The following is a 23,177-nucleotide window of genomic DNA, read 5'->3' as shown; positions in this document are numbered from 1 at the left end:
GCTCCTACATCGCCGCCAGCGGCTCGGCACCGGACCAGTCGTGGCCCCAGTAGCTGTCGGCGGTGATCTCCTCCGCGGAGTAGTACGTCTCGTCTACCCGCATTCCCTCGGTGCCGAACTCGACGTCCCACCCTCCGGGAGCACGGACGTAGAAGGACACCATCTTGTCGTTGGTGTGCCTGCCCAGCGTCGACGACACCGAGAAGCCGTCCTTGACGACCCGGTCGAGCGCCCGGCCGACCGCGTCGAGGGTGTCGACCTCGACCATGACGTGGATCAGTCCCGGGGCGCCGCCGTGCGGGGCGGGGCACAGGGCGAGGCTGTGATGCCGCTCGTTCACGCCGAGGAAGCGGATCCGCACCGGACCGACCTCCGGCGGCGTCGGGATCCGGAACGCGCCACGCGGCAGGAACCCGAGCACCTCGGTGTAGAACTCGAAGCTGCCGTTCGGATCCATCGTCGGCAACACCACGTGGCCGAGACCCTGTGCGCCGGTGACGAACTTCGCCCCGAACGGGGTGACGACCGGACTGTGGTCGAGCACCGCGCCGTGGAAGATCTCGAGGGTCGCGCCGGTCGGGTCCTGGAACGTGACGACCTCCTCGACCCGCCGGGCGTCCGCCTCCTCGACCGAGAGCGGCTTGACGGCGATGCCCGCGGCCTCCACCCGCTGCTGCACCCGCACGAGCGCGGCGTGGTCACGCACCTCCCACCCGATGGTCACAATCTCGTCGGTGGCGCCGGGCACCACCGTGATGCGGGCAGCCCGCTCGTCCATCCGCAGGTACAGTGCATCCGGATTCGGGCCGCTGCCCTCCGCGAAACCGAGGACGTCGAACGCGAAGGTGCGCCAGCGGTCCATGTCGTTGGTGGAGACGGTGACGTAGCCCAGTCCCTTTACATCGGTCATGTCGTTGTCCTTCTGTGAATTTCGGGTCGGTGCGTCAGATCATCGAGCGGAGGTTCGCCGCCGGTTCGACACCGAGCGAGCTGAGCGCCGACGCGTGGTAGACGGTGCTCGGCACGTGGATCGCGTGGTTGAGGCCCGCGTGGGCGTCCCGCCAGTACCGCTGCAGCGGCTTGTCCTCCCGCAATGCGTTGCCGCCGGAACGGGCGAAGATCTCGTCGACGGCCCGCACCGCCCGCCACGCCGCCCGGACCTGGGTGCGGCGCACCGCCGCACGCGTCGCGAAGTCGATCTCCCGGCCGGATTCGACCAGGTCCCAGATCGTGTCGACGTTGGTGAGCAGTTCCTGCCGGGCGGCGTTGATGTCCGCGGCCGCCTCGCCGATCGCGAACAGCACGTACGGGTCGTCCTTGATCGCGGTGCCCTGGGCACCGACCCGGTCGCGCTGGTAGTCGAGGTGCGCGGCGAGCGCTCCCTCCGCGATGCCGACCACCGCGGACGAGATGCCCAGCGGGAACATCGTCGACCACGGCATCTTGTACAGCGTCTCGGTGACGCCGTACTCACGCTGCGCGGTGCCGTCGATGACGTGGTCGCCGTTCATCACCCGGTAGTCGGGAACGAACGCGTCCTTGACGACGACGTCCTTGGATCCGGTTCCCTTCAGGCCCACCACATTCCACGAGTCCTCAACGATCTCGTAGTCCTTGCGTGGCAGGATCATGTGCAGCATCGTCGGGGGCATCGCGACGGTGCCGTCCGGCTCACCGAGCATGGCGCCGAGGAAGATCCAGTCGCAGTGGTCGGTGCCGGACGAGAACTGCCAACGACCGTTGAAGACGTAGCCGCCGTCGACGGGCCGCGCGATGCCGGTCGGCGCGTACGGGGACGCCATCCAGGTGTCGTTGTCGGCGCCCCAGACCTCCTCCTGCACCTTCGGATCCGCGAAGGCGAGCTGCCACGGATGCACACCGACGATGCCGCACACCCAGCCGGTGGCGGGGTCGAGGGACGCGGCCTTCATCACGGTCTCCGCGAAGTCACGCGGGTGCGCCTCGAATCCGCCGTACCGCTTGGGCTGCAGCAGCTTGATCGGTCCGGCGGCGCGGAGCTTCTTCGCGGTCTCGTCGGGCAGCTTGCCGAGCTGTTCGGCCTCCGCGGCCTGGTCACGCAGCTGGTCGGCGATCTCGACGATGTTGTCGAGTACCTGGTGGGTCATGATCGTCCTCTGGTGTCGAAAGTGCTTGTGATGGTCAGGCGTTGGACTGGAGCGGGACGACGCCGTTGGCGATGTTCTCGGCGACCTCCGCCTCCCAGCTCTTCACCGCGCGGTCGGTGTCGATCTCGAACTCGAAGCGCTTGGTCATGTCCTCGGTGACGTCCTCGACGTCGACGTAGAACTGCTTGTACCAGCGCCGCAGCTGGTAGACCGGGCCGTCCTCCTCGGACAGCAGCGGATTGTCGATGGGCGCCTTGTTCTTCCAGATCTCGACGTCCTGCTCGAAACCCATTTCCACACCCTCGGCGAACTGCTTGGCCATCGCTTCGGCCTGCTCGTCCGAGACGCCTGCCGGCTTCTTGACCATCGCGCCGTACTGCAGGACGAAGGAGTTCTCGTCGATCGGGTAGTGGCAGTTGATCAGGACCGTCTCGATCGTCATGCCCTGGGCGTCGCTCCACAGCCAGTCGATCATGTACGAGGGGCCGAAGTACGAAGCATCCGATCGCAGCGTGGAGTTCGGGTCGTCGTAGCTGGTGCCGACCGAGATGTCGTGGCGCGGGGTCGACCTCATGTACTGGGTGGCGACGGGGCCTTCGAAGACGTTCTTGAAGAAGCGCGGGAACGAGTAGTGCACGTAGAAGAAGTGCGCCATGTCGACGACGTTGTCGACGATCTCGCGGCAGTGCGAGCCCTCGATCACCATCGAGTTCCAGGTCCAGTCGGTCCACTCGTCCGAGCCGTAGCCCTCGATCTCCGGGATCGTGACCTCGTCGGTGGGCTTGCTGCCCTGCGGGTCGTGCCAGACGTAGAGCTGACCGTTGCGCTCGAGGGTCGGCCACGTGCGGGTGCGGGCCAGTGGCGGAACCCGCCGCGCGTACGGGATGCCGGTGCACTTGCCGTTGCCGCCCCAACGCCAGTCGTGGAACGGGCACGCGATCGAATCACCCTTGACGGTGCCGTGGGCGAGATTGCCGCCCATGTGCCTGCAGTAGGCGTCGAGGACGTTGAGCTTGCCGTCGGACTCCGACTCGAACACCACCAACGACGTCCCGAACGCGTCGATCTGGTGCGGCTTGCCGTCCCGGAAGGTCTTCAGCAGGCCCAGGCAGTGCCATCCGCGGGCGAACCGGGTCGGCGCGGCGGCCGCCTCGATCATCCTGACCTCGTCGTCGGTGGCGGTGGTGGTCTGCGGCGCCATCGTTACCTCTTCTCTCGCGCAGGGGGCTGACCCGAACGGGTGTGATGTGCCTCATAGTCGAGGGGCCGGCGCGCAGATATCAGGAGGCCCTCCCGATCAGCGGGAGCCTTTCGCCGATGTCCCGGCACGGCTGCCGGGCAGGCTCCCGATCAGCGGGAACATCGCCCTCCCCGGGCCGGCCGGAGACTAACGTCGGCCCCGATCGGAGGTAACGCAGATGACACCCTTCACCGCCGTACCGGATGGCCGGTTCACCGTCGACCCCGACCGGATCCGCGCGTTCGCGGACGCCACCGGGTGCACCCACCGCGCCTACCGGACGGAACGAGCCGTGGTGCCACCGACCTACCTGTGCGGCACCGGACCCGACGCGGCGGTCACGGCCGAACGCGACTGCCGGTTCTTCGGGGCGCCACCGCGAGCGGGCGACCTGCTGACCGTGACGGTGCGCGACGGCGACCACGACCGGCTCACCGAGTACCGAGACGCGGACGGCCGCCTGGTCGCCGACGCGTGGACCCGGGGCGCGGGCGGCGACACCGCGGTCGGGCAGCTCGCGAACTACGCCGCCGACTGGCTGGGCCCGGAGTCGGTGCGCCGCTTCCGAACCCGCTTACTGAGCCACGTCGCGGACGAGCCGCTGTCCTGCTCGGGCGAGGTGGTGCAGGAGTACACCGCCGACGGCGAGGCCCGCGTCGACGTCGTCCTCACCGCGGTCGGGCCGAACGGACGGGTCGCGGCCCGCGCCTGGGCGACCTTCGCCCGCGCCGCCTGACCCCGTCGCGCGCGCAGCCCGCTTTCCGCCGAGTGTGCACCTGGGGCACCTTCCTGCACGAAGTGCTTGCCGCCTCCCGGCGGATGCGACGGTAGGTGCACATTCGGCGATCCACCGGCGGCCGACCGAGCGGGACAGGGCACCGACCTGCCCGACCGGGTAGTTCGCCGACCACGATCGGACGGTTCCGCCCCGGACCGCTTCCCGCCCGGACCGGGCGAGGCCAGAGTTCTCGAGTGAGACGCGCGTCACATACGCGCACCGGACACGAGGAGATCGCGATGGCCATCGAGCTCAACCAGATCTGGGACTTCCCCATCAAGGAGTTCCACCCCTTCCCGCGCGCCCTGCTCGGCGTCGGCGCGCACGACATCATCGGCGTCGAGGCGAAGAACCTCGGCTTCCAGCGGGTCCTGCTGATGACCTCCGGCCTGCGCGGCTCCGGCATCATCGAGGAGATCATCGGCAAGCTCGAGTACCAGGGCCTCGACGTGGTCCTGTACGACAAGGTGGAGTCGAATCCCAAGGACTACAACGTCATGGAGGCGGCGGCGCTGTACCAGACGGAGAAGTGCGACAGCATCATCTCCATCGGCGGCGGCTCGAGCCACGACGCCGCGAAGGGTGCCCGGGTCGTCATCGCGCACGACGGCCGCAACATCAACGAATTCGAGGGCTTCGCGAAGTCCACGAACAAGCAGAACCCGCCGCACATCGCGGTCTCCACGACCGCGGGCACCGGCTCCGAGACGTCGTGGGCGTACGTCATCACCGACACCTCCGACATGGACCACCCGCACAAGTGGGTCGGCTTCGACGAGGCCACCATCGTCACCCTCGCGATCGACGACCCGCTGCTGTACTACAAACTGCCGCAGCACTTCACGGCGTACTGCGGCTTCGACGTCCTCGCCCATTCGAGCGAGCCGTACGTCTCCCGCCTCGACTTCGCGCCGTCGCTGGGCAACGCGCTGTACGCGACCGAACTGGTCGCCCAGAACCTGCGCGAGGCGGTGTTCGATCCGCGCAACCTCAAGGCGCGCGAGGGCATGATGAACGCGCAGTACATTGCGGCGCAGGCGTTCAACTCCGGCGGACTCGGCATCATCCACTCCATCTCGCACGCGATGAGCGCGTTCTTCGACAGCCACCACGGCCTCAACAACGCGATCGCCCTGCCCCGCGTGTGGGAGTACAACCTGCCGTCGCGGTACGAGCACTACGCCCGCCTCGCGACCGCGATGGGCGTCGACACCCGCAACATGACCACGGTCCAGGCCGCGGACGCCGCGGTCGAGGCGGCGATCCGGCTGTCCCGCGACGTCGGCATCCCGGAGAACTTCGCGTCGGTGCGCACCGACACCTACGAGAAGAACCAGATGAACACCGGCAAGTACACCGGTCGGGGCGAGTCGATCTCCGGCGACGACAAGACGGTGCGCGCGATCTCCGAGCACATCCAGGACGACTGGTGCACGCCCGGCAACCCGCGCGAGGTGACGGTCGAGTCGATGATCCCCGTCGTCGGCCACTGCATCAACGGGACCTACTGACCCTGCAACCGGCGCGACCGCCAGTGGTGCATTTTCGGACGGCCCGCCCTCCGAAAGTGCACCACTGCGCGAAGCGCAGAGACGGAGCGCTGCAATGACTTCGGCCAGCCGCACGCACGCGGACATCCATCCGGAACCTCGAACCTTCCCGTCTTCGGACGCCCTCCGGGACGCGCTGCGCGAGCAGCACTACATCGCCGACACCGACCTCGCGACGGTCGCTCACCTGGCGACGGCACTGGATCGGCCGCTCCTGCTCGAGGGCCCGGCCGGCGTCGGCAAGACCGAGCTCGCGAAGGCTCTCGCCGCGGCGAGTGGACGCAGACTGGTGCGCCTGCAGTGCTACGAGGGTCTCGACGACAACCGCGCCCTCTACGAGTGGGACTACGCGAAACAGCTTCTGCACGTGCAGATGTTGCGTGACCGGATCACCGACGCGACCGCGCACCTGACCGATCTCGACTCCGCGTCCCGGTACCTGGCCGACCGCGACTTCGGCCTGTACTCCGAGGCGTTCCTGTCGGTGCGACCGCTTCTCGAGTCGGTGCTCTCCGACGAACCGGTGGTCCTGCTCGTCGACGAAGTGGACCGCACCGAGGAGTCGATGGAGGCGCTGCTGCTCGAGGTACTGGCCGAGAAGCAGGTCACCATCCCGGAGATCGGGACGGTCACGGCACGGTCCACACCGTGGGTGGTGTTGACCTCCAACGACACTCGCGAGTTGTCGCCTGCGCTCAAGCGACGCTGCCTGCACTTCCACCTCGGGTTCCCGACACCGGAGCGCGAACGGGAGGTGGTGACCGCGCGCGCCCCCGAGGTGGAGCCGGGCGTCGCCGCCGACGTCGTCGAGCTCGCGCGGACGCTGCGCGACCTACCGCTGCGCAAGAGCCCGTCGATCTCGGAGGTGATCGACGCCAGCCGCGCCGCGACGCTCCTGACCGCGGCCGGTGAACCGGTCTCCGACGAGACCCGTCGGGTGCTGTACGCGACGCTGCTCAAGTACACCAGCGACCGGAACGTCGCGTTGTCCCGTCTCGACGGCGAGGCGGAGACGCCGGCCGTGGCCGAACCCCGCCCGTCCCGGCCGGTGACGATCGCGGAGGCGCCCGCCAACACCACCACGGCGGCGTTCCGCGGCACCGGCGGGGCCGAACGCGGCGGCGCGCGCGTGCGGGGGCGGTGACCGTGTCCGCCTCCATGTCCGCCGACTGCTCGGTTGCCGGCGCGTCGCCCGGGCGGGAGGTGCGCACACGGCAACTGCTGGACCTGGTCGCCGCGATGTTCGGCGGGCTGCTGCGCCGGGCGGGGGTGTCGGCGTCCCCGGCGGAGGTGATCGAGGTGCGCCGGGTGCTCGGTCTGCTCGGCGCCCGGGACCGCGACGGGCTGCGGGCGGCGTTGCGCTCGACCTGCGCGAAGTACGCCCACGAACAGTCCGGGTTCGACGCGGCGTTCGACGCGCTGTTCCACGGGGCACCCGGCCGGGGCGCCGACGGCGACGGGCCCGGGCTGGCGCACCAGCAGTCGGTGGGCGGACTACCCGACGAGATGGCGATCTCCGAGGACTCCGACATCGGCCGGTACGCCGAGTACAACGAGCGGGTCGCGGAGGTCGGGGAGTACTTCGACTCCGCCGAGTCGCCGATGGGGTTCAACCCGCACACCGAGGACGACGACGTCACGGTGTCCGCACCGAACACCGAACTGACCGTGTCCACGGAGACCGACGCGGGACGGCGCGGCGTCACCTACACCGTCGAGGTGGACCGGGCCGGGGTCGCGACGGTCGGGCAGCTCGCGGACGCGTCCGGTGCCGTGGTGTCGGGGACGCTGAGCTGGGACGACCCGGCGTCGATCCTGGCGTGGCTCGACGCCTACGACCCGTCCCGCACCTACCGGGACGCCACCGGGGACGACGAGGTGCTCACCGAGGAGCAGCTGACCCGGCTGACGGAGGCCGTCGAGTCGTTCGTCGCTGCGCTGGCCGCACAGGCCGGGCTGACGCCGGGCGCGGCCGCGCTGGCCGGGACGCTCGAAGTCGAGCGTGACCTGCATGCCGACGTCGACCTGGCCTGCCACGAGGTGCTGCGCCGGATGCGCGGCGCCCCACGACCCCGCCCGCGCCGCCGCGGTCGCGGCGGTCTCGACATGCGCCGCACCACCCGCGCGAGCCTGCGCACCGACGGCGTCCCGTTCCGTCTGGTGACCCGCACGCCCGTCCCGGACCGCGTCCGGCTGCTGATCCTCGCCGACGTGTCGCTGTCGGTGCGTCCGGTCACGGCGTTCACGCTACGGCTGGCGCAGGCGATGCACCGGCGCGCCGACCGCTGCCGGGTGATGGCGTTCGTCGACGACCCGGTGGACGTCACCGACGTCCTGCTGCGCAGCGGGGGCGACGACGCGCTCGCCGCGGTGCTCGCGGACCCGCGGATCGACCTCGAGGCGTCCAGCGACTACGGGCAGCTGCTGGACCGGCTGCTGAGCGGCCGCACCGACCTGCTGGACTCGCGGACCGCGGTCCTGGTGGTCGGGGACGCCCGCTGCAACGGACTGCCCCCGAAGGCGGACCAGCTCGCGGTGCTGCGGCGGCGGGTGCACCGACTGGCGTGGGTGACCCCGGAACCGCGCCGGTACTGGACGCAGGCGACGTGCGCGATGGGGGAGTACGCGCAGGTCTGCGACAGCGTCGTCATCGCCCGGGACGCCGAGCAGCTGGTCGCGAAGGCGGGTGAGCTCGCGCACGCCCTCTCCTGATGCGGCTTCGCCGCAGTGGTGGGGGGGGGGGGGGGGGGGCGCGGGGCCGGGGGCCCCCCCCCCCCCCCCCCCCGGGGGGGGGGGGGGGCGGCGGGGGGGGGCGCCCCCCCCCCCCCCCCGCCCCCCCACCCCCCACCACTGGCCCTGCCCATTCGGGTAGGTACCGACCTACCCGAAGGTGAGTGGGGGCCCGGCAGCCGGATCGGTACTGTGGAGCATGCAGTTGTAAGCTGCGTCACAGTGGTCGGATGAGAAGAGCGTCGCCGGTGTCAGTCGCATATCCCCGCCAGCCGCGGACCACGCCCCCGTCAGCACCCGGCCATGGCGCTGCCCGCACGGTGAAGTTCCACGCCCCCGAGATCGTGTTCGGCGTCGGCTCCCTGCAGGAGGCGGCGTACGCGGCGGCTCGACTCGGCGCGACGCGGCCGATGCTGGTGACGGACGCCGGACTGCTCGCCGCGGGCTGGGTGGACGAGTTCCTCGACTGCCTGAGCGAGTGCGGGCTCACCGCGACGGTCTGGCACGACCTCACCCCCAACCCCAAGGACCACGAGATCGCCGCCGGCCACGAGCGGTACCGGGAGCACGGGTGCGACGTCCTGATCGCGCTCGGCGGTGGATCCGTCATCGACGCGACGAAGGGCATCGCGGTGCTCGCGTCGAACGGCGGCCACATCCTCGACTACGAGGGCGTGGACCGGGCGGTGGTCCCGATCCCACCGCTGGTGATGATCCCGACGACGTCGGGGACCGGCGCCGACGTCTCCCAGTTCTGCATCGTCACCGACACCGCGCGTGGCACGAAGATCACCATCATCGGGCGTTCCCTCGTCCCCGACGTCACCGTCATCGACCCGCGCCTGCTCACCACGATGCCCGAATGGCTCGGCGCGGCAACCGGTCTCGACGCGCTGACGCACGGCATCGAGGCGTTCGTCTCGCTGGCCCACAACCCGCTGACCGACCACCACGCGCTGCGCGCCGTCGCGATGGTCACCGAGAACCTGCCGCACACCATCACCGACCCCGCCGAGATGGACGCCCGCGCCGCGATGGCGCAGGCGAGTCTCGAGGCGGGGCTGGCGTTCACGAACGCGATTCTCGGTGCCGCGCACGCGATGAGCCACCAGGTCGGCGGGCTGCTCGATCTGCCGCACGGCGTGATCAACGGGATCCTGCTGCCGCACGTGATCCGGTTCAACGCGTCCAGCGACGCCGCGCCCTACGTGGAGATCGCCCGCAGCCTCGGCCTCGACGAGCACCGCGGCACACCGGAGGAGGCGGCCCTGGCGGTCGCGGACCGGGTGCAGCGCCTGGCCCGCGACGTCGGGGTGCCGCACGGTCTCGGCGCGCTCGGGGTCCGAGAGCAGGATCTGGACCGGCTGGCCCGCTTCGCACTGCGCGACGCCTGCATGGCGACCAACCCGCGCACCGCGACCCATGCTCAGATGGTCGAGTTGTACCGGGCGGCAATGTGATCGGGTCAGGCGGCGCACCGTGACGACCGACCCGGACGCCGCCGCACCGGATCTCGCGGTCCTGACGGGACTGCGGTCCGGCAAGAGCAGCTACTACCCGCAGTACCGCGGCGCGGCGGAACGGCTCGAACGGGTGGTCCACGCGCTCGACCTGATCTCGCGGGCCCTGGTCCGGACCGTCGACGGCCCGGAGACGCTGGTGTGCGCCGTCGCCGAGGCGGCCCGCGCGCACCTGAGCGCGCGCTGGGTGGTGTTCGCGCTCACCGACGGCGCCCTGCCCGACGCCGGACCCCGACGTCTGGTGCTCGGTCCGGACGCGACGCCGTTCCTCGTCGACGACGTCGAGGGTCCACCGCTGCCGGACATGGTGCTCGACTGCCTCGACGGCATCCGCACCGGATCGTCCGGGCACGGCGCCCTCCCCGAGTTCGAGAACCACCACGTCCACGTGCCCCTGATCCTCGACGGCGGCGTGGTCGGCGCGATCGCGGCCTGGACCACCCCCGACCGCACCCTCGACGGCACCGACGCCTCCGTCCTGAACATCCTGGCCAGCCAGACCGCGGTGGCCCTGCAGAACTCGGCGCTGTTCCAGCGGGGCACCGTCGCACTCGAACGCGCCGAACACGCCTACGGCCAGGCCCGCCGCACCGCATCGGATCTCGCGGTACGCAACGCGGAACTGCAGGCGACGCAACGACAACTCGACGCCGCCCACCGGCACCAGATCCTCGACGACGAGCGGCGCCGGATCGCCCGCGAACTGCACGACAGCGTCACCCAGGCCGTGCTGTCGGCAGGGATGCAGATAGAGGTGTGCCGCAGCGACATTCCGGCAGCGGAACGCACGGAGCGTCTCGACCTCGCGAAGGAGATGACCCGCCGCGCGGTGGAGCAACTGCGGTCGGCGATCTTCACCCTCAACAACACGCCGGACGCCGCGACCGCGTCGCTGCCGGAGATGCTGCAGCAACTCAGTGTCGTGCCGATGCCGACCGACCTGACGGTGACACTGCGGGTCGCGGGCACACCCGTCGAGCTGAGCGGCGGGGCGGAGCACGCACTGCTGCGGATCGCCGGCGAGGCCCTGTTCAACACCGCCATGCACGCCAACGCCACCCGTGCCGTCCTGCGCCTGACGTACCGTCCCGACGAGGTGTCCCTGGCCATCGACGACGACGGCACCGGCGACCCGGCCCGGATCCGCACCGCACTGCGGGACGCGGTGGCCGGCGACCCCGACGGACATCACCGCGGACTGGCGAACATGGCCACCCGCGCACGCGAACTCGGCGGCGACTTCGCCGTCCGCCGGGCCCGGATCGGCGGTGTCCGCGTCGCCGTCACGCTACCGATGGAGGCCCTGTGATGCCCGTCCCGTCCAGCACCCGAGAGAGCTCCACCTCGACCCGGCAGGTGCGGATCCTGCTCGTCGACGATCACGCCATCCTCCGCCAGGGTCTGCGCTCGGTGCTCGACCGCGAACCCGACCTGCACGTCGTGGGCGAGGCGGACACCCGCACCACCGCGGAATCCGTTGCTGCCCAACTGGACCCCGATGTCGTGCTGATCGACCTCAAGCTCGGCGCCGGCTCCGACTACGAGGGCCTGGTGCTGTGCCGCGCACTGTCCGCCGCGCACCCCCGGATGGGCCTGCTGGTGCTGACCACGTTCCTCGACGAACGCCTCGTCCTCGAGGCGGTGCAGTCCGGTGCGCGCGGCTACGTCGTCAAGGACGTCGACACCACGGAACTGATCCGCGCCATCCGTGCGGTGTCGCAGGGGGAGAGCGCGTTCGACTCCCGCACCGCGGCGACGGTCGTGCAGTCCCTCGGCCGGACCGGGGTGCAGTCCGAGAAGCTCACCGACCGCGAGATCGAGGTCCTCGGACTGCTGGCGAAGGGACTGTCCAACAACGGGATCGGGGAGAAGCTGTTCATCTCCGCGACCACCGTCAAGTTCCACGTCAGCAACCTGATGCGCAAACTCGGCGTCACCCGCCGCGCGGAGGCGGTGTACGAGGCGAGCAAGCGCGGGCTGATCTGACGGCCCTCGGGCGTTCGGCCGAGTGTGCAGCTTCCGGCGCGTCGCCCATTGTGGACTCGCGGCGGGCTAGAGGTCGAGGACCAGCCAGCCGCCGTGGTGTTCGGTGACGTCGTACCGGTGTCCGGTGGCGGCGCCGAGCGCGTGCAGTGCGTCGACGTCGAAGGTGCGGACGTGGCCGTGACAGGTGGTCGGCTCCGCCTCGAACGGCACGGCGATCACCACGCGGCGACGGGCCACCCGGACGGCCTCCGCGACGATCTGTGCCCCGAGGTCGGCGTCGACGTGTTCGAGCAGGTGGATGGCGGTGACCGTGTCCGCGGCGTCGTCGGGCAACGGCACCCGCGCCGCGTCGCAGGCCCGCGTGTCGATGGGGATTCCCAGCTCCGCGGCGACGGTGGAGAGCAGTCGCATGGTGCCGTCGCAGATGTCGGTTGCCGTCACCCGGTGCCCGGCCAGCGCGAGCCGCAGGGCGAAGAACCCGAAGCAGGAGCCGAGGTCGACGACGCTGTCACCGAGCACCAGGTCGGCCCCGTACTCGTGGACGCGCGCGAACGGCGCCGTGCCGGCGAGCAGTTCGCGCAGCGAGTTGTTGTAGTAGAGCGTCCACGCCCGCGTCGGGTCACTGACGGTGGAGCGGACGAGGCCGACGATCACCGCCTCGAAGTCCTCGGGCGTACTCAGGTCCAACTCGGCCGCGACGCGGGTCGCGAGGAGGTCGGACAGGTCGGACGGACGCAGCCGGTGCGTCACCGTCAGACCGCGCCCCGACCGCATCGCGTTCAGGGTCGTGCCGTGTTGCGGAACACGACTTCTCAGCACCTCGACGTCGCCGTGACGCCAACTTCCGGGGACGCAGGAGGAGAGTGGATCGAGCATGCACCGACCCTAGAGCCCCCGCCTTGTCACCGCGCCCGGCCGACGGCCGGTCCCGCCCCTGCCCGACCGGACGGGCACCGCGCGTCCGCCCCGCACCCGCCGACGCCCAGTGTGCAGGTATCGGCGCGTCCGCCGAGTGGCTGCGACGGTAGGTGCACACTCGCGCGGACGCCGGGAGGGGTCAGCGGGTGACCATGTCCTCCGGACCCCAGATCGCCTTCATGCTGGTGATCTTCGCGTCGTCGTCGAAGGTCATGACGTCGATGACCGAGATGTCGACCTTCTGCTCGGGCAGATGGGTGGTCAGCGTGAAGTTGAACGCGGCGTGGTCCGCGGCGATCTTCACGACGCCCAGCTCCGCGGTCTGCTCGAGCGGCGCGATGATGCCGTAGAACTCGCGGATCGCCGCCTCGGTGGTGCGGACGTCGCTGCCCACGGGGTCCTCCACCGTCGCACCCGGCGCGTACAGCGCCAGCACGTCGTCGACGGTGCCCGAGGCCACCGACTTCACGTACGCCTCGATGGTGGCCTGGATGCTCTCCCGTGACGGCGCCATGCCCGTCTCCCCTCGGTTTCTGGAACACGTTCCAGAAACCGAGGGTACAAGCCGGCGTCGCTGCTGGTGCGCGATTGCGCCTACTTGACGATGTTGACCATCTTTCCTGCCCTCGTTTCTGAGATGGGAAATCGTATCGATGCAGCTCACAGCGCTACCCGGGTTCTCAGGGTTCACCGCTTTTCGACAGCTTTCGGTGCCAGTGCGGGACCAGTGCGGGACCGCGGCCATGTACAGTCAGCGTCACCACAACAGAAAATGAGACCCCGGCGAGTGCGCTAACACTCCCGGGGCATGGCCGAACTAAGTAGGAGTTCGACGTGTCAGAGCATACCCATACCCAAGGTGGGATTCAGCGTGGTCCGCGCCGCGCCGACAACTTCACCATCCTCACCAACTCCGTCATCAACGACGCCCGGCTGAGCTACCACGCTCGCGGCATCCTCATCTGGCTACTGAGCAAGCCAGCCGACTGGAGCACTCGATCCCAGGCGATCGCCGACGCATCCCCCAATGGCCGCGAGTCCGTCCGCTCCGGAATGCGCGAACTGCAGAAGCTCGGCTACCTCGTGACCGAGAAGGTGCGCGACCCCCGCACCGGCCAGATTCGCACCGTGCAGACCGTCTATGAAGAGCCCGTCGACGTCGCGGAATCCCAGGTCATCCCGGCGCCCAAGAAGCCGGTCACCCGCGTGGCCGAAGCCGGAGATGCGGGCGCCTTTACAAGGACTGAGTCACCAAGGACTGAGACCAACAACAACCCCGCGCGTACTGCACGCAGCGCGCGACAGTGCGACGCCGGGGTGCTGTCGTCGTTGTCCGAGAAGACCAGGGAGATCCTCGCGGCCGACGATCAGGCGCTCACCGCCCTCGAAGCGGCGACGCTCGCGGCCGGGCTGCCTGCGTCGTACGCCCGGATCAAGGCCGGCCAGCGCAGCGTCATCCGCGCGATGATCAACCTTCATGGCATCCCCGCCCTCGTCGAGGCAGCGAAGCGCGCCCATCGCCCCGAGAACCCCACAGTGCACGTGCACGGCTGGATCCGCCTGTGGCAGGCGATGCCTCTGCCGCGCCCGACCCGCCCCGCCGCGGCGCCGCTGTGCGGTCAGTGCGTCGAGGGATGGGTCGAGGACCCAGACACCGGCCGCCCGATCCGCCGCTGCGAGTGCCGCGCCCAGGCGGTGACGGCATGACGATCGCCGACCAGCTCGACGCGCTCCTCGCTGCGGCGGACGCCCGGCTCACCAACGAGCTGCACACGCCCGGCCAACCTGCCGCCCGTTCCTACGCTCGCGCGCTGTGGCAGCTGCAGGACGACGTCCGCGCGCTCGCCACCCGCATCCGCCTCGAAGGAGACCAGTCGTGACCCGCTTCGCTGCCGCTGCCACGTACGCCATCGCGGCGCTCGCGTTCGCGCTGTCGTACTCGGCGCTCGCCGAGCTGGCCGGCCGCGCCGGGTACGGCGCGACGATGGCGCACGTGTGGCCGCTCGTAGTCGACGGTCTCGCTGTCGTCGCGACCGCCGCCGTGATGCGGCTGCGGTCGTCGCGGCGCTACGCGTGGTCGCTGCTCGCCGCGTCGAGCGCGGTGTCGATCGTCGCGGGCGCCGCGGCGCACCTCCTCCCGCCCGGCCCGCTGCCCGCGTGGGCTGGCGCGGCCGTCGCGATCATCCCGCCGCTGTGCCTGCTCGTCGCACCGCACCTCGCCGTGCAGCTGCACCGCGACGCAGACACGACGCGCGCCGCCGCGGACGAGGCGACGCACCCAGGCGAGGTGCTGATCGACGCGTCAGAACCGGCTGAAAACATGCCGGAGAATATGCCACCCGCCCCTGAACAGCAGCGACGCAGCGCGACGCAGTGCGACGAGACGCTGTTCGACGTGCCGCAGCCCACCGCGGTGCCGCGCGACGCGATGCGCCGACGTGCCCTCGAGCTCATCGAGTCCGGGTGGTCGAACCGGGCCGCCGCCGCGGAGGTCGGCACCAGCGAGGCGAGCGTGCGGCGCTGGCGCGCCGCCGACGCAGCACCCGCACTCACCACCGTCAGCGCGACAGGATGACGCGCGCCGGCCGCATCAAGTCGCCCACCGGTCGCGTTGCGGCTGCGGGCCGGTGCACGGCGGACGATAGAGGACGGCGCCGCACTCCCGACACTCGTGGGTGCGGTGCCCACCGTGCGGCGTGCACGCGCAGTGGACCCAGCCGACGAGGACGCGGCCCGGGCCGAGCAGGTGGCCGTTCGGGCAGCCAGGCGGCGCGGGTTCGGAGTGGCCGGCCATGCGTCGAGCCTAGTTTTACTCGCACACATGTTCGAGGCATGCTAGCGTCTGCGAATGCGGGTCGGCGAGGGAAGCGCCGGCCCGCATGTTTCGTATCCGCTGAATCAGCGACTGTCCGCCTATGGTGATCCAGTGAAAATTGCCAGGCGGTATGGGTTGACGGCACTCGCGCGCCATGCGTGCGTTGCTGGAGCGTTGGCAGCTGTTGCGATCACCGTGCTCGCGGCGCCAATTGAGGCGTCAGCTACGGCCTCCCAGCGTGCAATCGGCGAGGCTCGCGCGCAGGATCCCCCATCGGTGGGCACCACAGTTGAGGTAACCCTGCCAGCGACTCCAGATGCCCCTCCTTCGGCCCCAGCTCCCACGATGGTTCAACCCACCGGGCAAGAGGAGGCCGGGCAAGAGAAGGCCGGGCAAGAGAAGGCAGCCGTCTCGCCCTGGGTAACCGGGATTGTCGGAGTCATCGGCGGCGTGAGCGGTGCCGCCGTAACCCAAGCTGGGGGTCTCTACCTTTCGCGAACGCAGCGCCGCGGAGATCGAAAGATCACACGCCTCGAATCCTTGATTAAGGATTTTGAAGTACTCGACTGTGCAATCGAGGCTGCCAATGTGGACGATCCTTCGCCAGAGGCGAATCGCGAACTCACAGTCGCCCTCCGCAAGTTCGAACGCACTGTTGCCCTGATCGCAGAGAAGGACCTGCGAGACCATGCGACGGAGTGCGCCAAGCTCACCCTTAAGTTCGCTGTCACGCGCAACGAGCCCGATGAGGAAGGGCCCACCCAGCAAGAAGTAAGCGACGCGCACACAGAATTGATGGAGAGGGTACGAAAGGTCGCCGATTCGACTGTCTAGCGCTGGGCCTTACGGTCCACGATGCCCCGGTCGACCGAAACTCGACCGCTGACCTTGTGAGCGGCAGCGCGGGCATCCACCCAGTTGGCGAAGTCGAAATCGCCAACATTCTTGAAGTACATCTTCTTGGCGTTGCGCTCGACGACCACGACCGTGATGAGCTCGTCAGCGAATGATTCAGTTGCGGCAACGAGTTCGCGGCAATCCACAGTGACTTCGAGTCCAGCGAGGTCACCGGGTAGCAGGTCGGCGAGGGTATGGGCGCGCTTTCGGGTACCAACAAGAGGGGGGAGTGGCAGTGTTGTCACTTCTGATCACCTCCCATGTTGTAGGTCAGAGTAGCGTAGACGATCGTTCCTGGGTATGAGTAGCTACGTGTCTTCGGGTACAACGAGTCGGCGGTGTTCCCGGTGAGGCCGGTCGCGCGTCCACTCCACAGGTAGACCCAGCCTCCTCGCTGCCGCGCACGAGTGACGATGCTCTCCAATCCGAGTCCACGATTCGCCTTTCCGGTTCCGCTAACGCCGCGAGTGATCGCAAGCCTCAGCGCATCGGCATCGTCCTCGACGTGATGTTGGGCTGAGAGCGTTGACCGCAGACCTCGCCCGCTGTCCGCAACGGCGAAACAGACCCGATGGGTGGAGCCCTCCCTGTACTGCTGGAGCGCTGCCCAGCCGCCCGATTGGCCGCTGTGTTCGCACACGTTCGCCGAGGCCTCCGTTATGCCCGTGTAGAGGTCTTTCGCTTCATCCTGGTCGCTGGAGAAAATGCTGTGCACCTTCTCGGCCAGTTGCTCTGCTCCCGAGTACTGGTCGAAACGTACGAGTTCAAGGACTCGATCACCCAGCGGGTTCTCATTGACCGTAGGCAGGTCGCAGGCGACACCAAGGTCACCAAGCGCGCGGCCGAGGTGCATACGCGAGAGATAGGTGCGCACGTTCGAACTGTATGGAAGCCGGAGATCTATTTCTGCACCATCAGTTCTCGCTGCTTCAACGAGGGAAGCTATCGTTACCAACCCAAACGGGTCGACAAACTGAGCGCCGGAGAGATCGAGGACGACCCTATCGTCAGCTCCTGCCATCCCGAAGTTCGCCGCGGTAGCGGCCGTGAACTGCGCACCAGTGCGCACACATAGATCCACATCACAACAGTGCCAAACGTCAGGATCGCTCGTGACGTTGCCCCATGCCTCGGCTCAGAACTGCAGCGCCCGCAGCGCGGTGCTGGACGCTGAGCACCTGGAGTTCCAACGTGACAAGGTCGAGAGCATCGAGCACCTTGGCCGCCTCCGGATCGCGGCGGGCCGCAGCCAGCGCGTCCGGGTCACCGTCGAAATGCACCGCCGCGAGTGCGTCCAGTTCGTCATCGGTCATGCTTGTTGGACGCGAAGCGAACGCAGTTGGTTCCGGGCCGGTATCGATTGTCTGAATGACAGCGCCGGAGGCATCTGTCCGATCTGGTTGAATCCGGACATGAAACGGACACTCGTCGCGGTCGCGGCTATCGTGACCGCCGCACTCGCGACTGCATGTTCAGGCGACGACTCGGCGGACGCCACGTCCGCCGGTACCACGACCGCCGTCGTCGAGGCGCCTGTCACGTCGCAGGAGCTGATCGGTCTGGGAACACCGTTCGACGTGCAGGACCGAAACGGCCGGACGTTGGGGACGGTCACGATCCTCGATGTCGAGAAGAACCCGATCTGCACCGACCGCTACGGCGAGCCCTCGCCCGCGCGTGGCGCGTACGTCGCGGTCCAGGCCCGCGTGGAGACGCCGGCCGATCACGATTCGACGGCCTTCATGCGCACGACCGAGCGGGATTTCTCCGTCGTCAACACCGCGGGTGTCACGAAGTCGGTGTTCGTCGACTCGGACCTGTGCACCGCAGACCGGGACGGGTTCGACACATCGTTCACACCCTCCTCGACGTACGAGGGCTGGGTGCTGCTCGACGCGTCTGACCCGAACGGCACGCTGATCTATCGGCCGCAGTACTCGCTGGAGGGGCCGACCTACCGCGTGGCGGATCTGTCGGTCGCGCGTGACAGCGGCGGTGCCGTGGCTCCGCCGGCGGTTGCCGAGGTACCGCCGCCGACTTCGGTCGCTACCGCGACGCAACCGGCCGCTCTCACCGCCGAATCCTCCTCGCCTCCGATCGGATTCACGGGCGCACCGATCGGCGACCCGGCGCCCCTCGTCGGCAAGGTGATCGACTACTGCATGGAGTACCCGATGTACCAGAACGGGACGACCATGTTCACGGACGGCACGACCGGGTGGACGCAGCAGTGCGCGAGCGGCGGATAACTGCACGTCGACCGGACGAAAGCCTCGCTGCGAGCGGGGCTTTCGTTGTTCTGGGAACTTTCTGCATCGCCAGGGTTGCAATAGCAGCGCGAGCGTTGTAATATTAGTTCCAGAGGGAGGAAGTACCTCCCGGAACGGAGAACACGATGAGCCCGCCCGAATGGATCGCCCTTCTGGTCGCCACCTTCGGAGGCATCCAGACCGGGATGAAGGTCAGGGAACACCTGATCGACTACCCGATCCGGAAGCGCGAGAAGGAGGAGGATCAGGAGGGCGAGTAAGCCCCCAGGCCGCCCCGGCTGGTTACGACAGCCGGGGTGGACCCTGGAGGGAAGTCCAGCGTATCCCCGACCATCGAGGAGGTCACCATGAAGCAGACAGCCGGACTCGGCATCATCGCCGCCATGGCGGTGGTGTTCGTGATCGCCGACGTGCCCGCCTGGGCGTGGATCTTCCCCGCCCTACTGCTGGTCGTCCAGGTGGCGGTCATCATCCGGGAGCGCTCGATCGAGGCGCGTCGGTGAGGCCGATCATCATCGACGAGGACACCGGCCGCCGTCTCTGGACGGCGGCCGAGTGCTCCAACCACGCGGGCGTCACCCGGGCCGGGTGGCGCGGGTACGTCGCCCGTGGGCAGGCGCCGGCGTCTGTCGGGCACCTCGACGAGCGGACGCCACTCTGGTGGGCCGACGAGGTCGAGCAGTGGCAGCGCGACCGCCCCGGGGTCGCCGGGCGGCCGCGGTCCCGCGACACCGAGGGCTGACACGACGAAAACGCCCCCACCCGGGTTCGGGTGGGGGCGTTCGTTATGCCGGCGTCGCGATGACGTAGGTGCCGGTGCCGCCGACCACCTGGTCGTCGTACTCCGGATTGATCTGCACAGTGAGAACCTGGCCGTCGGTGGGCCACGAGACGTTCGCGAAGTTCCACGTCGCGGTCTGCGATGAGGTGATGTCGATCATCGTGCCCGTCGCGACGGTCGTGCCCGCGCGCTGAATCCGCGGCGTCACCTCGTTGTTCGAGTCGCTGAACGCGAGGGTGACCTGGATGTTGTACGTGCCCGCCTTGAGGGCCATGCCGTTGCCGGACAGGACGGTGTCAGGGTAGCCCGATCGCACCGCCCAACCGGTGATCGTGGTGTACGAGCCCTCGGTGGGCGTGTAGTTGCCGGACTTCTGCATGCCCATTGGGACAGTGGAGCGGACCGCGGTGCCGGTGATCGACACCTCCCCAGCGACGGTGCCCGCCGCGGTGGCGACAGCGATCGCCGTGCCGGTTACCGACCCAGTGCCCGTGACCGCTCCAGACAGCGCGGCGACCGAGGTTCCCGCGACGGACACCTCGCCCGCAACGGTCCCCGCGAGCACCGCGGCCGCGGTGCCGGTTATGGTCGCCTCGCCGGAGATGCCGCCGGTCACGGGGATCACCGCGGTGCCGGTCACGAAGATCTCACCCGCGACAGTGCCCGCGGCGCTCGCGATCGCCGAGGCGGCGCCGGTGATGGACGCCTCCGCGGTGACCGATCCGGCGGCGGTTGCCACCGCGGTGGCGGTTCCGGCGACAGTGGCCTCGCCGCTCACTGTTCCGGCGACGATGCCGGGGACGACCGGCACGAGATCTGCTGGCAGCACGAGCACCGACTCTGCCGGGGCGGGGAGGGTGAGCGCGGACTCGCTCGGTGCAGGCAGCCGCACGGTCGACTCGGTCGGGGCAGGGAGAACGAGGGCCGACTCGATCGGGCTGGGCAGCCGCAGCACCGGCGTTGTGGGCGCCGGAACCGTGAGCCGCTCCATGATCAGGCGATGCTGATCGTCGGCGTGACCTTGATCTTCCCGGCGGCCGACAGGGTGTTCGTGGGCACCGAGAACTTCTCGACGAACGTGCCGGCGGACGACGCGGAGTTGATGCCGCACCACGACCAGGCGCCGGGCGGAACGGTGATCTCGACCTCGGAGCCGACGACGTTGCCGTCGCTCGCGCCACCGGCCCACGTGGTCTGCACGCGGGCGTACCCGCTGCCCGACGCTTCGTTCGCGCCGGTCGTGCCCGGGTCCGCGGTGTGGAAGCTGATCCATGTCCCGAGAGTCGAGATGTGCAGTGCCGCGGACTCGCGGGTCGCCGGGTTGGTGATTGCCATTACGTCACACTCACTTTCGGGTGTAGTCGCCGTGCGCGAGGCACTGCTCGCGGGTGGGGTTCGCGGTGTTGTCGGGTGTCGGGAGAATCAGGAACAGGCGGTAGTACCCGCGTGGTTCGAGGGTGTCGACGACGAGGTAGTCGACCTCGAACCCGATCTCGGTGCCGTCGGGCGTCCCTGCCCACGTCGCGGTCGGGTCGAGGTCTGGGTCGGGACTCTCGTAGAACCGGAGTTCCGCCGCGGTGCCCGAGGGGAAGCTGTTCACGGGCCCGTTGAATGCGACGGTGCGCACGAAGTCCTCGTGCGCGATGAGGTCGAGGGGAATCTCGGGTGGGTCGTTCGCTGGGCGCCACTCGGATGCCATCACTCACCGCCTTCGGGTTCCGCCGCCGATCCCGGATTGAGGTCGGGCACGATCGGCTCCGGCGTCACCGGGACCTCCTCGACAACCTCGGGTGTGACGGAGATGCCGGACCCGGAGATCAGCTCTCCGGCGTCGTTGCGGCCCTCGATGGTCAGCCACGACAGGGCAGGGTCGTAGGCGGCGGTGAACGTGACGCCGGGCAGACCGTCGACAGTGAACGTGGTGCTCATAGGTCTCTCGCTTTCCACTCGTTGACCCCCACAGACGGGATGGACAGGCGGCCGATGATCGCGCCGCGATGGGTGTGCGCGGTCTCAAACCCGGGACGCCGGAACGCCGCACCGCGGGACGTCTCGCTGCTGAGGTCGGGCCACGACAGCACCGGCGACAACGCCGCCTCCGTCGCGCCCACGTAGACGATGTACGTCGAAACTCCGCTGCCGTCGTCGCTGACCCGAAGCTCGACGATCTCGCCGCCCGACCACGTGTAGGTGGTCGAGTTCTTCGTCACGCCATCGGGGTTCGCGGCGCTGTAGGCGCGGATCTCGATCAGCCCCCACCGGATGCCGGCGGTGACGCGGCGGGACGCGTCGGCATTGGAGCGCACGGCGACCTGCGAGCGGGGGTTGTCCTCGGTGTCGGCGTGGCTTCGATCGAACGCCGTGATCTTCACCGACGACGCCTGCGCGTCCGTGGACAGCTGCGACACCGACACGGCCGGGGCGTGGTCCTCCACGCGCGCCGTGAAGTTTCCGTGGTTGATCGGCTTGCAGCGGGCGTAGCCGGACACGATGTCCATGCCGACGCCGTAGACCGCCCAGTTGGAACCGAGCGTCGCCGCGTCGGCGCGGTCGAACAGATCGACCAGGCTGATCTTGATCAGGCCCGCGGTCTGGCCGAGGCACACCCACGGGATCCACGTCGACGAGGTGTCGAGCTCCGCGGGGGTCAGCGTGGACGGGATCGATGTCACGCTCGACTTGTTCATCCCGAGGCGGGTCGGATAGACCCCCGACATGGCAGCGATGGACGCGGTGTTCTTCCCGAGCAGGTTCCGTGGGGTTCCGGTGCTTGTCTGATGGACGACCACCGCGAACCACTCGCCCTTCGCGGCAATGATGTCCGTACCGACCTCCACGCGCACATCCTGCGCGGCCGACCCGAACGTGGCCTCGAGCGCAGCCGAGGACCACAGTCGGGTCAGGTTGCCGTCCGGGCGGCCGTTCGAGTCCTTGCCCATCTTGAAGATGTGCACCCGGAACGACGCCAGCCCGGCCGTGGCGCCGGCCGCGATGACGACGCCGACGGTGTTGTAGATTCGGGCCCGCGTCGCGTTGATGTAGCCGATGTCCAAGCGGTTGAGCGCAGTCGTGTACACGGGGTCGGCCCATGTGATCGTCGCGTTGTGCTTGTGGGTGTGGTACCCGTACTGGCCGTCGTCCGAAGTGGTGTTGACGTTGACGATCGTCGGGATCGGAACCAGATCGGCTCGGGGGAACGTCGCGTCCTCCACCGGGTTCAGCGTCACCCACCCCGGCACATCGGTCGGCACCGACTCCGGATCGACCTTCGTGCCGATCTTGAGGTTCGCCTCGGCGATCGCGAACGCGTTGGCCACGTTCGCTTCCTCGTTCGCCGCGGCCAGAGCAGCGGCCGCGGCGGCTTCGTCCGCGGCGGTCATGACGACCGGCATCTCCGCGACGTAGTCGTTGGTGACCGTGCCGAAGATGGCATCGAGGATATTCGCGAACCCGCCGAACAGGAGCCCGATCAGGCCCTGGCTGCCCAGCTGCTCGGCGAGGTCGCCCATGTCGTTCCAGCCGGTGTTGATCGAGCCGGGAACGAAGTTGTCGGGTGAGGTCACGCG

At 69.1% G+C, this 23,177-nt stretch carries 28 protein-coding genes; 15 read left to right on the top strand and 13 right to left on the bottom strand.

Annotation, left to right across the window (positions count from 1 at the left end; translation table 11 throughout):
• Positions 1–4: 4 nt before the first annotated feature.
• The 3 genes from bphC to ACFYVR_RS16210 are packed head-to-tail and all read right to left on the bottom strand — an operon-like array spanning position 5 to position 3,327.
• Positions 5–910: a biphenyl-2,3-diol 1,2-dioxygenase gene (gene bphC / locus ACFYVR_RS16220; RefSeq protein WP_387474830.1), complete on the bottom strand. Its 906-nt coding sequence runs from the start codon at positions 908–910 to the stop codon at positions 5–7.
• Positions 911–944: 34 nt separating this feature from the next.
• Positions 945–2,126 carry an acyl-CoA dehydrogenase family protein gene (locus ACFYVR_RS16215; RefSeq protein WP_387474828.1) on the bottom strand — a complete coding sequence of 394 codons (1,182 nt, stop codon included), beginning with the start codon at positions 2,124–2,126 and terminating at the stop codon, positions 945–947.
• A gap of 34 nt (positions 2,127–2,160) precedes the next feature.
• Entirely contained in the window at positions 2,161–3,327 is a 1,167-nt protein-coding gene (locus ACFYVR_RS16210; protein ID WP_387474826.1) for a Rieske 2Fe-2S domain-containing protein, read from the bottom strand.
• A gap of 217 nt (positions 3,328–3,544) precedes the next feature.
• Here ACFYVR_RS16210 and ACFYVR_RS16205 point away from each other — a divergent pair, with 217 nt between their 5' ends.
• The 7 genes from ACFYVR_RS16205 (at position 3,545) to ACFYVR_RS16175 (ending at position 11,930) form a co-directional block, all read left to right on the top strand.
• The gene (locus ACFYVR_RS16205; RefSeq protein ID WP_387474824.1) at positions 3,545–4,102 is read left to right on the top strand and encodes a hypothetical protein; all 558 of its coding nucleotides are present in this window, start codon (positions 3,545–3,547) and stop codon (positions 4,100–4,102) included.
• Positions 4,103–4,383: 281 nt separating this feature from the next.
• Entirely contained in the window at positions 4,384–5,655 is a 1,272-nt protein-coding gene (gene mdo, locus ACFYVR_RS16200; protein ID WP_387474822.1) for an NDMA-dependent methanol dehydrogenase, read from the top strand.
• Positions 5,656–5,749: 94 nt separating this feature from the next.
• Entirely contained in the window at positions 5,750–6,838 is a 1,089-nt protein-coding gene (locus ACFYVR_RS16195) for an AAA family ATPase (RefSeq protein WP_387474820.1), read from the top strand.
• Positions 6,839–6,933: 95 nt separating this feature from the next.
• A complete protein-coding gene (locus ACFYVR_RS16190) occupies positions 6,934–8,406 on the top strand; it encodes a VWA domain-containing protein (RefSeq protein WP_387475000.1) in 1,473 nt (490 codons plus the stop codon).
• A 266-nt stretch (positions 8,407–8,672) separates the two neighbouring features.
• Positions 8,673–9,884 carry an iron-containing alcohol dehydrogenase gene (locus ACFYVR_RS16185; RefSeq protein ID WP_387474818.1) on the top strand — a complete coding sequence of 404 codons (1,212 nt, stop codon included), beginning with the start codon at positions 8,673–8,675 and terminating at the stop codon, positions 9,882–9,884.
• A gap of 19 nt (positions 9,885–9,903) precedes the next feature.
• Entirely contained in the window at positions 9,904–11,253 is a 1,350-nt protein-coding gene (locus ACFYVR_RS16180) for a GAF domain-containing sensor histidine kinase (RefSeq protein WP_387474816.1), read from the top strand.
• Complete coding sequence (locus ACFYVR_RS16175; RefSeq protein WP_387474814.1) at positions 11,253–11,930, top strand: LuxR C-terminal-related transcriptional regulator; 678 nt, start codon at positions 11,253–11,255, stop codon at positions 11,928–11,930. Before ACFYVR_RS16180 ends, ACFYVR_RS16175 begins: the two co-directional genes overlap by 1 nt.
• Positions 11,931–11,996: 66 nt before the next feature.
• Here the strand turns inward: ACFYVR_RS16175 and mftM are convergent, their stop codons facing one another.
• Both mftM and ACFYVR_RS16165 read right to left on the bottom strand, forming a co-directional pair.
• Positions 11,997–12,806, bottom strand: a complete 810-nt coding sequence (mftM, locus tag ACFYVR_RS16170) for a mycofactocin oligosaccharide methyltransferase MftM (RefSeq protein WP_387474812.1) — start codon at positions 12,804–12,806, stop codon at positions 11,997–11,999.
• 181 nt (positions 12,807–12,987) lie between these two features.
• Complete coding sequence (locus ACFYVR_RS16165) at positions 12,988–13,362, bottom strand: nuclear transport factor 2 family protein (protein ID WP_387474810.1); 375 nt, start codon at positions 13,360–13,362, stop codon at positions 12,988–12,990.
• A gap of 320 nt (positions 13,363–13,682) precedes the next feature.
• Between ACFYVR_RS16165 and ACFYVR_RS16160 the strand changes: the two genes are divergently transcribed.
• The 4 genes from ACFYVR_RS16160 (at position 13,683) to ACFYVR_RS16145 (ending at position 16,497) form a co-directional block, all read left to right on the top strand.
• Positions 13,683–14,555, top strand: coding sequence for a replication protein (locus ACFYVR_RS16160; protein ID WP_387474808.1), 873 nt, complete (start codon positions 13,683–13,685; stop codon positions 14,553–14,555).
• Positions 14,552–14,728, top strand: coding sequence for a hypothetical protein (locus ACFYVR_RS16155; protein WP_387474806.1), 177 nt, complete (start codon positions 14,552–14,554; stop codon positions 14,726–14,728). Before ACFYVR_RS16160 ends, ACFYVR_RS16155 begins: the two co-directional genes overlap by 4 nt.
• Positions 14,725–15,423, top strand: coding sequence for a DUF2637 domain-containing protein (locus ACFYVR_RS16150; RefSeq protein WP_387474804.1), 699 nt, complete (start codon positions 14,725–14,727; stop codon positions 15,421–15,423). The genes ACFYVR_RS16155 and ACFYVR_RS16150 overlap by 4 nt, the downstream gene beginning before the upstream one ends.
• A 585-nt stretch (positions 15,424–16,008) precedes the next feature.
• The gene (locus tag ACFYVR_RS16145) at positions 16,009–16,497 is read left to right on the top strand and encodes a hypothetical protein (protein ID WP_387474802.1); all 489 of its coding nucleotides are present in this window, start codon (positions 16,009–16,011) and stop codon (positions 16,495–16,497) included.
• Here the strand turns inward: ACFYVR_RS16145 and ACFYVR_RS16140 are convergent.
• The 3 genes from ACFYVR_RS16140 to ACFYVR_RS16130 all read right to left on the bottom strand — a co-directional run bounded on the left by ACFYVR_RS16140 (position 16,494) and on the right by ACFYVR_RS16130 (position 17,873).
• Entirely contained in the window at positions 16,494–16,805 is a 312-nt protein-coding gene (locus ACFYVR_RS16140; protein WP_387474801.1) for a hypothetical protein, read from the bottom strand. The genes ACFYVR_RS16145 and ACFYVR_RS16140 overlap by 4 nt on opposite strands.
• Positions 16,802–17,434, bottom strand: coding sequence for a hypothetical protein (locus ACFYVR_RS16135; protein ID WP_387474799.1), 633 nt, complete (start codon positions 17,432–17,434; stop codon positions 16,802–16,804). Before ACFYVR_RS16135 ends, ACFYVR_RS16140 begins: the two co-directional genes overlap by 4 nt.
• A 226-nt stretch (positions 17,435–17,660) precedes the next feature.
• Positions 17,661–17,873 carry a hypothetical protein gene (locus ACFYVR_RS16130; protein ID WP_387474797.1) on the bottom strand — a complete coding sequence of 71 codons (213 nt, stop codon included), beginning with the start codon at positions 17,871–17,873 and terminating at the stop codon, positions 17,661–17,663.
• 99 nt (positions 17,874–17,972) lie between these two features.
• On the opposite strand from ACFYVR_RS16130, the gene ACFYVR_RS16125 reads away from it, so the two are divergent.
• The 4 genes from ACFYVR_RS16125 to ACFYVR_RS16110 all read left to right on the top strand — a co-directional run bounded on the left by ACFYVR_RS16125 (position 17,973) and on the right by ACFYVR_RS16110 (position 19,572).
• Positions 17,973–18,809, top strand: a complete 837-nt coding sequence (locus ACFYVR_RS16125; RefSeq protein WP_387474795.1) for a hypothetical protein — start codon at positions 17,973–17,975, stop codon at positions 18,807–18,809.
• Between the two features lie 146 nt (positions 18,810–18,955).
• Positions 18,956–19,090 carry a hypothetical protein gene (locus ACFYVR_RS16120; RefSeq protein WP_387474793.1) on the top strand — a complete coding sequence of 45 codons (135 nt, stop codon included), beginning with the start codon at positions 18,956–18,958 and terminating at the stop codon, positions 19,088–19,090.
• Between the two features lie 87 nt (positions 19,091–19,177).
• The gene (locus ACFYVR_RS16115; RefSeq protein ID WP_387474791.1) at positions 19,178–19,333 is read left to right on the top strand and encodes a hypothetical protein; all 156 of its coding nucleotides are present in this window, start codon (positions 19,178–19,180) and stop codon (positions 19,331–19,333) included.
• Positions 19,330–19,572, top strand: a complete 243-nt coding sequence (locus ACFYVR_RS16110) for a helix-turn-helix transcriptional regulator (protein WP_387474789.1) — start codon at positions 19,330–19,332, stop codon at positions 19,570–19,572. The genes ACFYVR_RS16115 and ACFYVR_RS16110 overlap by 4 nt, the downstream gene beginning before the upstream one ends.
• 43 nt (positions 19,573–19,615) lie before the next feature.
• Here the strand turns inward: ACFYVR_RS16110 and ACFYVR_RS16105 are convergent, their stop codons facing one another.
• Genes ACFYVR_RS16105 through ACFYVR_RS16085 form a run of 5 tightly spaced genes read right to left on the bottom strand, consistent with a single transcriptional unit; the run spans position 19,616 to position 23,174 of the window.
• Positions 19,616–20,602, bottom strand: coding sequence for a hypothetical protein (locus tag ACFYVR_RS16105; RefSeq protein WP_387474787.1), 987 nt, complete (start codon positions 20,600–20,602; stop codon positions 19,616–19,618).
• Positions 20,603–20,604: 2 nt separating this feature from the next.
• Positions 20,605–20,946, bottom strand: coding sequence for a hypothetical protein (locus tag ACFYVR_RS16100; RefSeq protein WP_387474785.1), 342 nt, complete (start codon positions 20,944–20,946; stop codon positions 20,605–20,607).
• Positions 20,947–20,956: 10 nt separating this feature from the next.
• Entirely contained in the window at positions 20,957–21,310 is a 354-nt protein-coding gene (locus ACFYVR_RS16095; protein WP_387474783.1) for a hypothetical protein, read from the bottom strand.
• A complete protein-coding gene (locus ACFYVR_RS16090; protein WP_387474781.1) occupies positions 21,310–21,540 on the bottom strand; it encodes a hypothetical protein in 231 nt (76 codons plus the stop codon). Before ACFYVR_RS16090 ends, ACFYVR_RS16095 begins: the two co-directional genes overlap by 1 nt.
• Complete coding sequence (locus ACFYVR_RS16085) at positions 21,537–23,174, bottom strand: hypothetical protein (RefSeq protein ID WP_387474779.1); 1,638 nt, start codon at positions 23,172–23,174, stop codon at positions 21,537–21,539. Before ACFYVR_RS16085 ends, ACFYVR_RS16090 begins: the two co-directional genes overlap by 4 nt.
• Positions 23,175–23,177: the final 3 nt, after the last annotated feature.

Source organism: Rhodococcus sp. NPDC003318, assembly GCF_042879035.1.
Lineage (GTDB): Bacteria > Actinomycetota > Actinomycetes > Mycobacteriales > Mycobacteriaceae > Rhodococcus_G.
Note: the sequence above shows the minus strand (reverse complement) of the source record. Positions and strands in the feature narration are given on the sequence as shown.

Bases quoted from the DNA above. Each gene is read 5' to 3' on its own strand.
- bphC (WP_387474830.1), bottom strand. From the start codon at position 910: ATGACCGATGTAAAGGGACTGGGCTACGTCACCGTCTCCACCAACGAC.
- ACFYVR_RS16215 (WP_387474828.1), bottom strand. From the start codon at position 2,126: ATGACCCACCAGGTACTCGACAACATCGTCGAGATCGCCGACCAGCTG.
- ACFYVR_RS16210 (WP_387474826.1), bottom strand. From the start codon at position 3,327: ATGGCGCCGCAGACCACCACCGCCACCGACGACGAGGTCAGGATGATC.
- ACFYVR_RS16205 (WP_387474824.1), top strand. From the start codon at position 3,545: ATGACACCCTTCACCGCCGTACCGGATGGCCGGTTCACCGTCGACCCC.
- mdo (WP_387474822.1), top strand. From the start codon at position 4,384: ATGGCCATCGAGCTCAACCAGATCTGGGACTTCCCCATCAAGGAGTTC.
- ACFYVR_RS16195 (WP_387474820.1), top strand. From the start codon at position 5,750: ATGACTTCGGCCAGCCGCACGCACGCGGACATCCATCCGGAACCTCGA.
- ACFYVR_RS16190 (WP_387475000.1), top strand. From the start codon at position 6,934: ATGTTCGGCGGGCTGCTGCGCCGGGCGGGGGTGTCGGCGTCCCCGGCG.
- ACFYVR_RS16175 (WP_387474814.1), top strand. From the start codon at position 11,253: ATGCCCGTCCCGTCCAGCACCCGAGAGAGCTCCACCTCGACCCGGCAG.
- mftM (WP_387474812.1), bottom strand. From the start codon at position 12,806: ATGCTCGATCCACTCTCCTCCTGCGTCCCCGGAAGTTGGCGTCACGGC.
- ACFYVR_RS16165 (WP_387474810.1), bottom strand. From the start codon at position 13,362: ATGGCGCCGTCACGGGAGAGCATCCAGGCCACCATCGAGGCGTACGTG.
- ACFYVR_RS16155 (WP_387474806.1), top strand. From the start codon at position 14,552: ATGACGATCGCCGACCAGCTCGACGCGCTCCTCGCTGCGGCGGACGCC.
- ACFYVR_RS16145 (WP_387474802.1), top strand. From the start codon at position 16,009: ATGGTTCAACCCACCGGGCAAGAGGAGGCCGGGCAAGAGAAGGCCGGG.
- ACFYVR_RS16130 (WP_387474797.1), bottom strand. From the start codon at position 17,873: ATGACCGATGACGAACTGGACGCACTCGCGGCGGTGCATTTCGACGGT.
- ACFYVR_RS16125 (WP_387474795.1), top strand. From the start codon at position 17,973: ATGAAACGGACACTCGTCGCGGTCGCGGCTATCGTGACCGCCGCACTC.
- ACFYVR_RS16120 (WP_387474793.1), top strand. From the start codon at position 18,956: ATGAGCCCGCCCGAATGGATCGCCCTTCTGGTCGCCACCTTCGGAGGC.
- ACFYVR_RS16115 (WP_387474791.1), top strand. From the start codon at position 19,178: ATGAAGCAGACAGCCGGACTCGGCATCATCGCCGCCATGGCGGTGGTG.
- ACFYVR_RS16105 (WP_387474787.1), bottom strand. From the start codon at position 20,602: ATGGAGCGGCTCACGGTTCCGGCGCCCACAACGCCGGTGCTGCGGCTG.
- ACFYVR_RS16100 (WP_387474785.1), bottom strand. From the start codon at position 20,946: ATGGCAATCACCAACCCGGCGACCCGCGAGTCCGCGGCACTGCACATC.
- ACFYVR_RS16095 (WP_387474783.1), bottom strand. From the start codon at position 21,310: ATGGCATCCGAGTGGCGCCCAGCGAACGACCCACCCGAGATTCCCCTC.
- ACFYVR_RS16090 (WP_387474781.1), bottom strand. From the start codon at position 21,540: ATGAGCACCACGTTCACTGTCGACGGTCTGCCCGGCGTCACGTTCACC.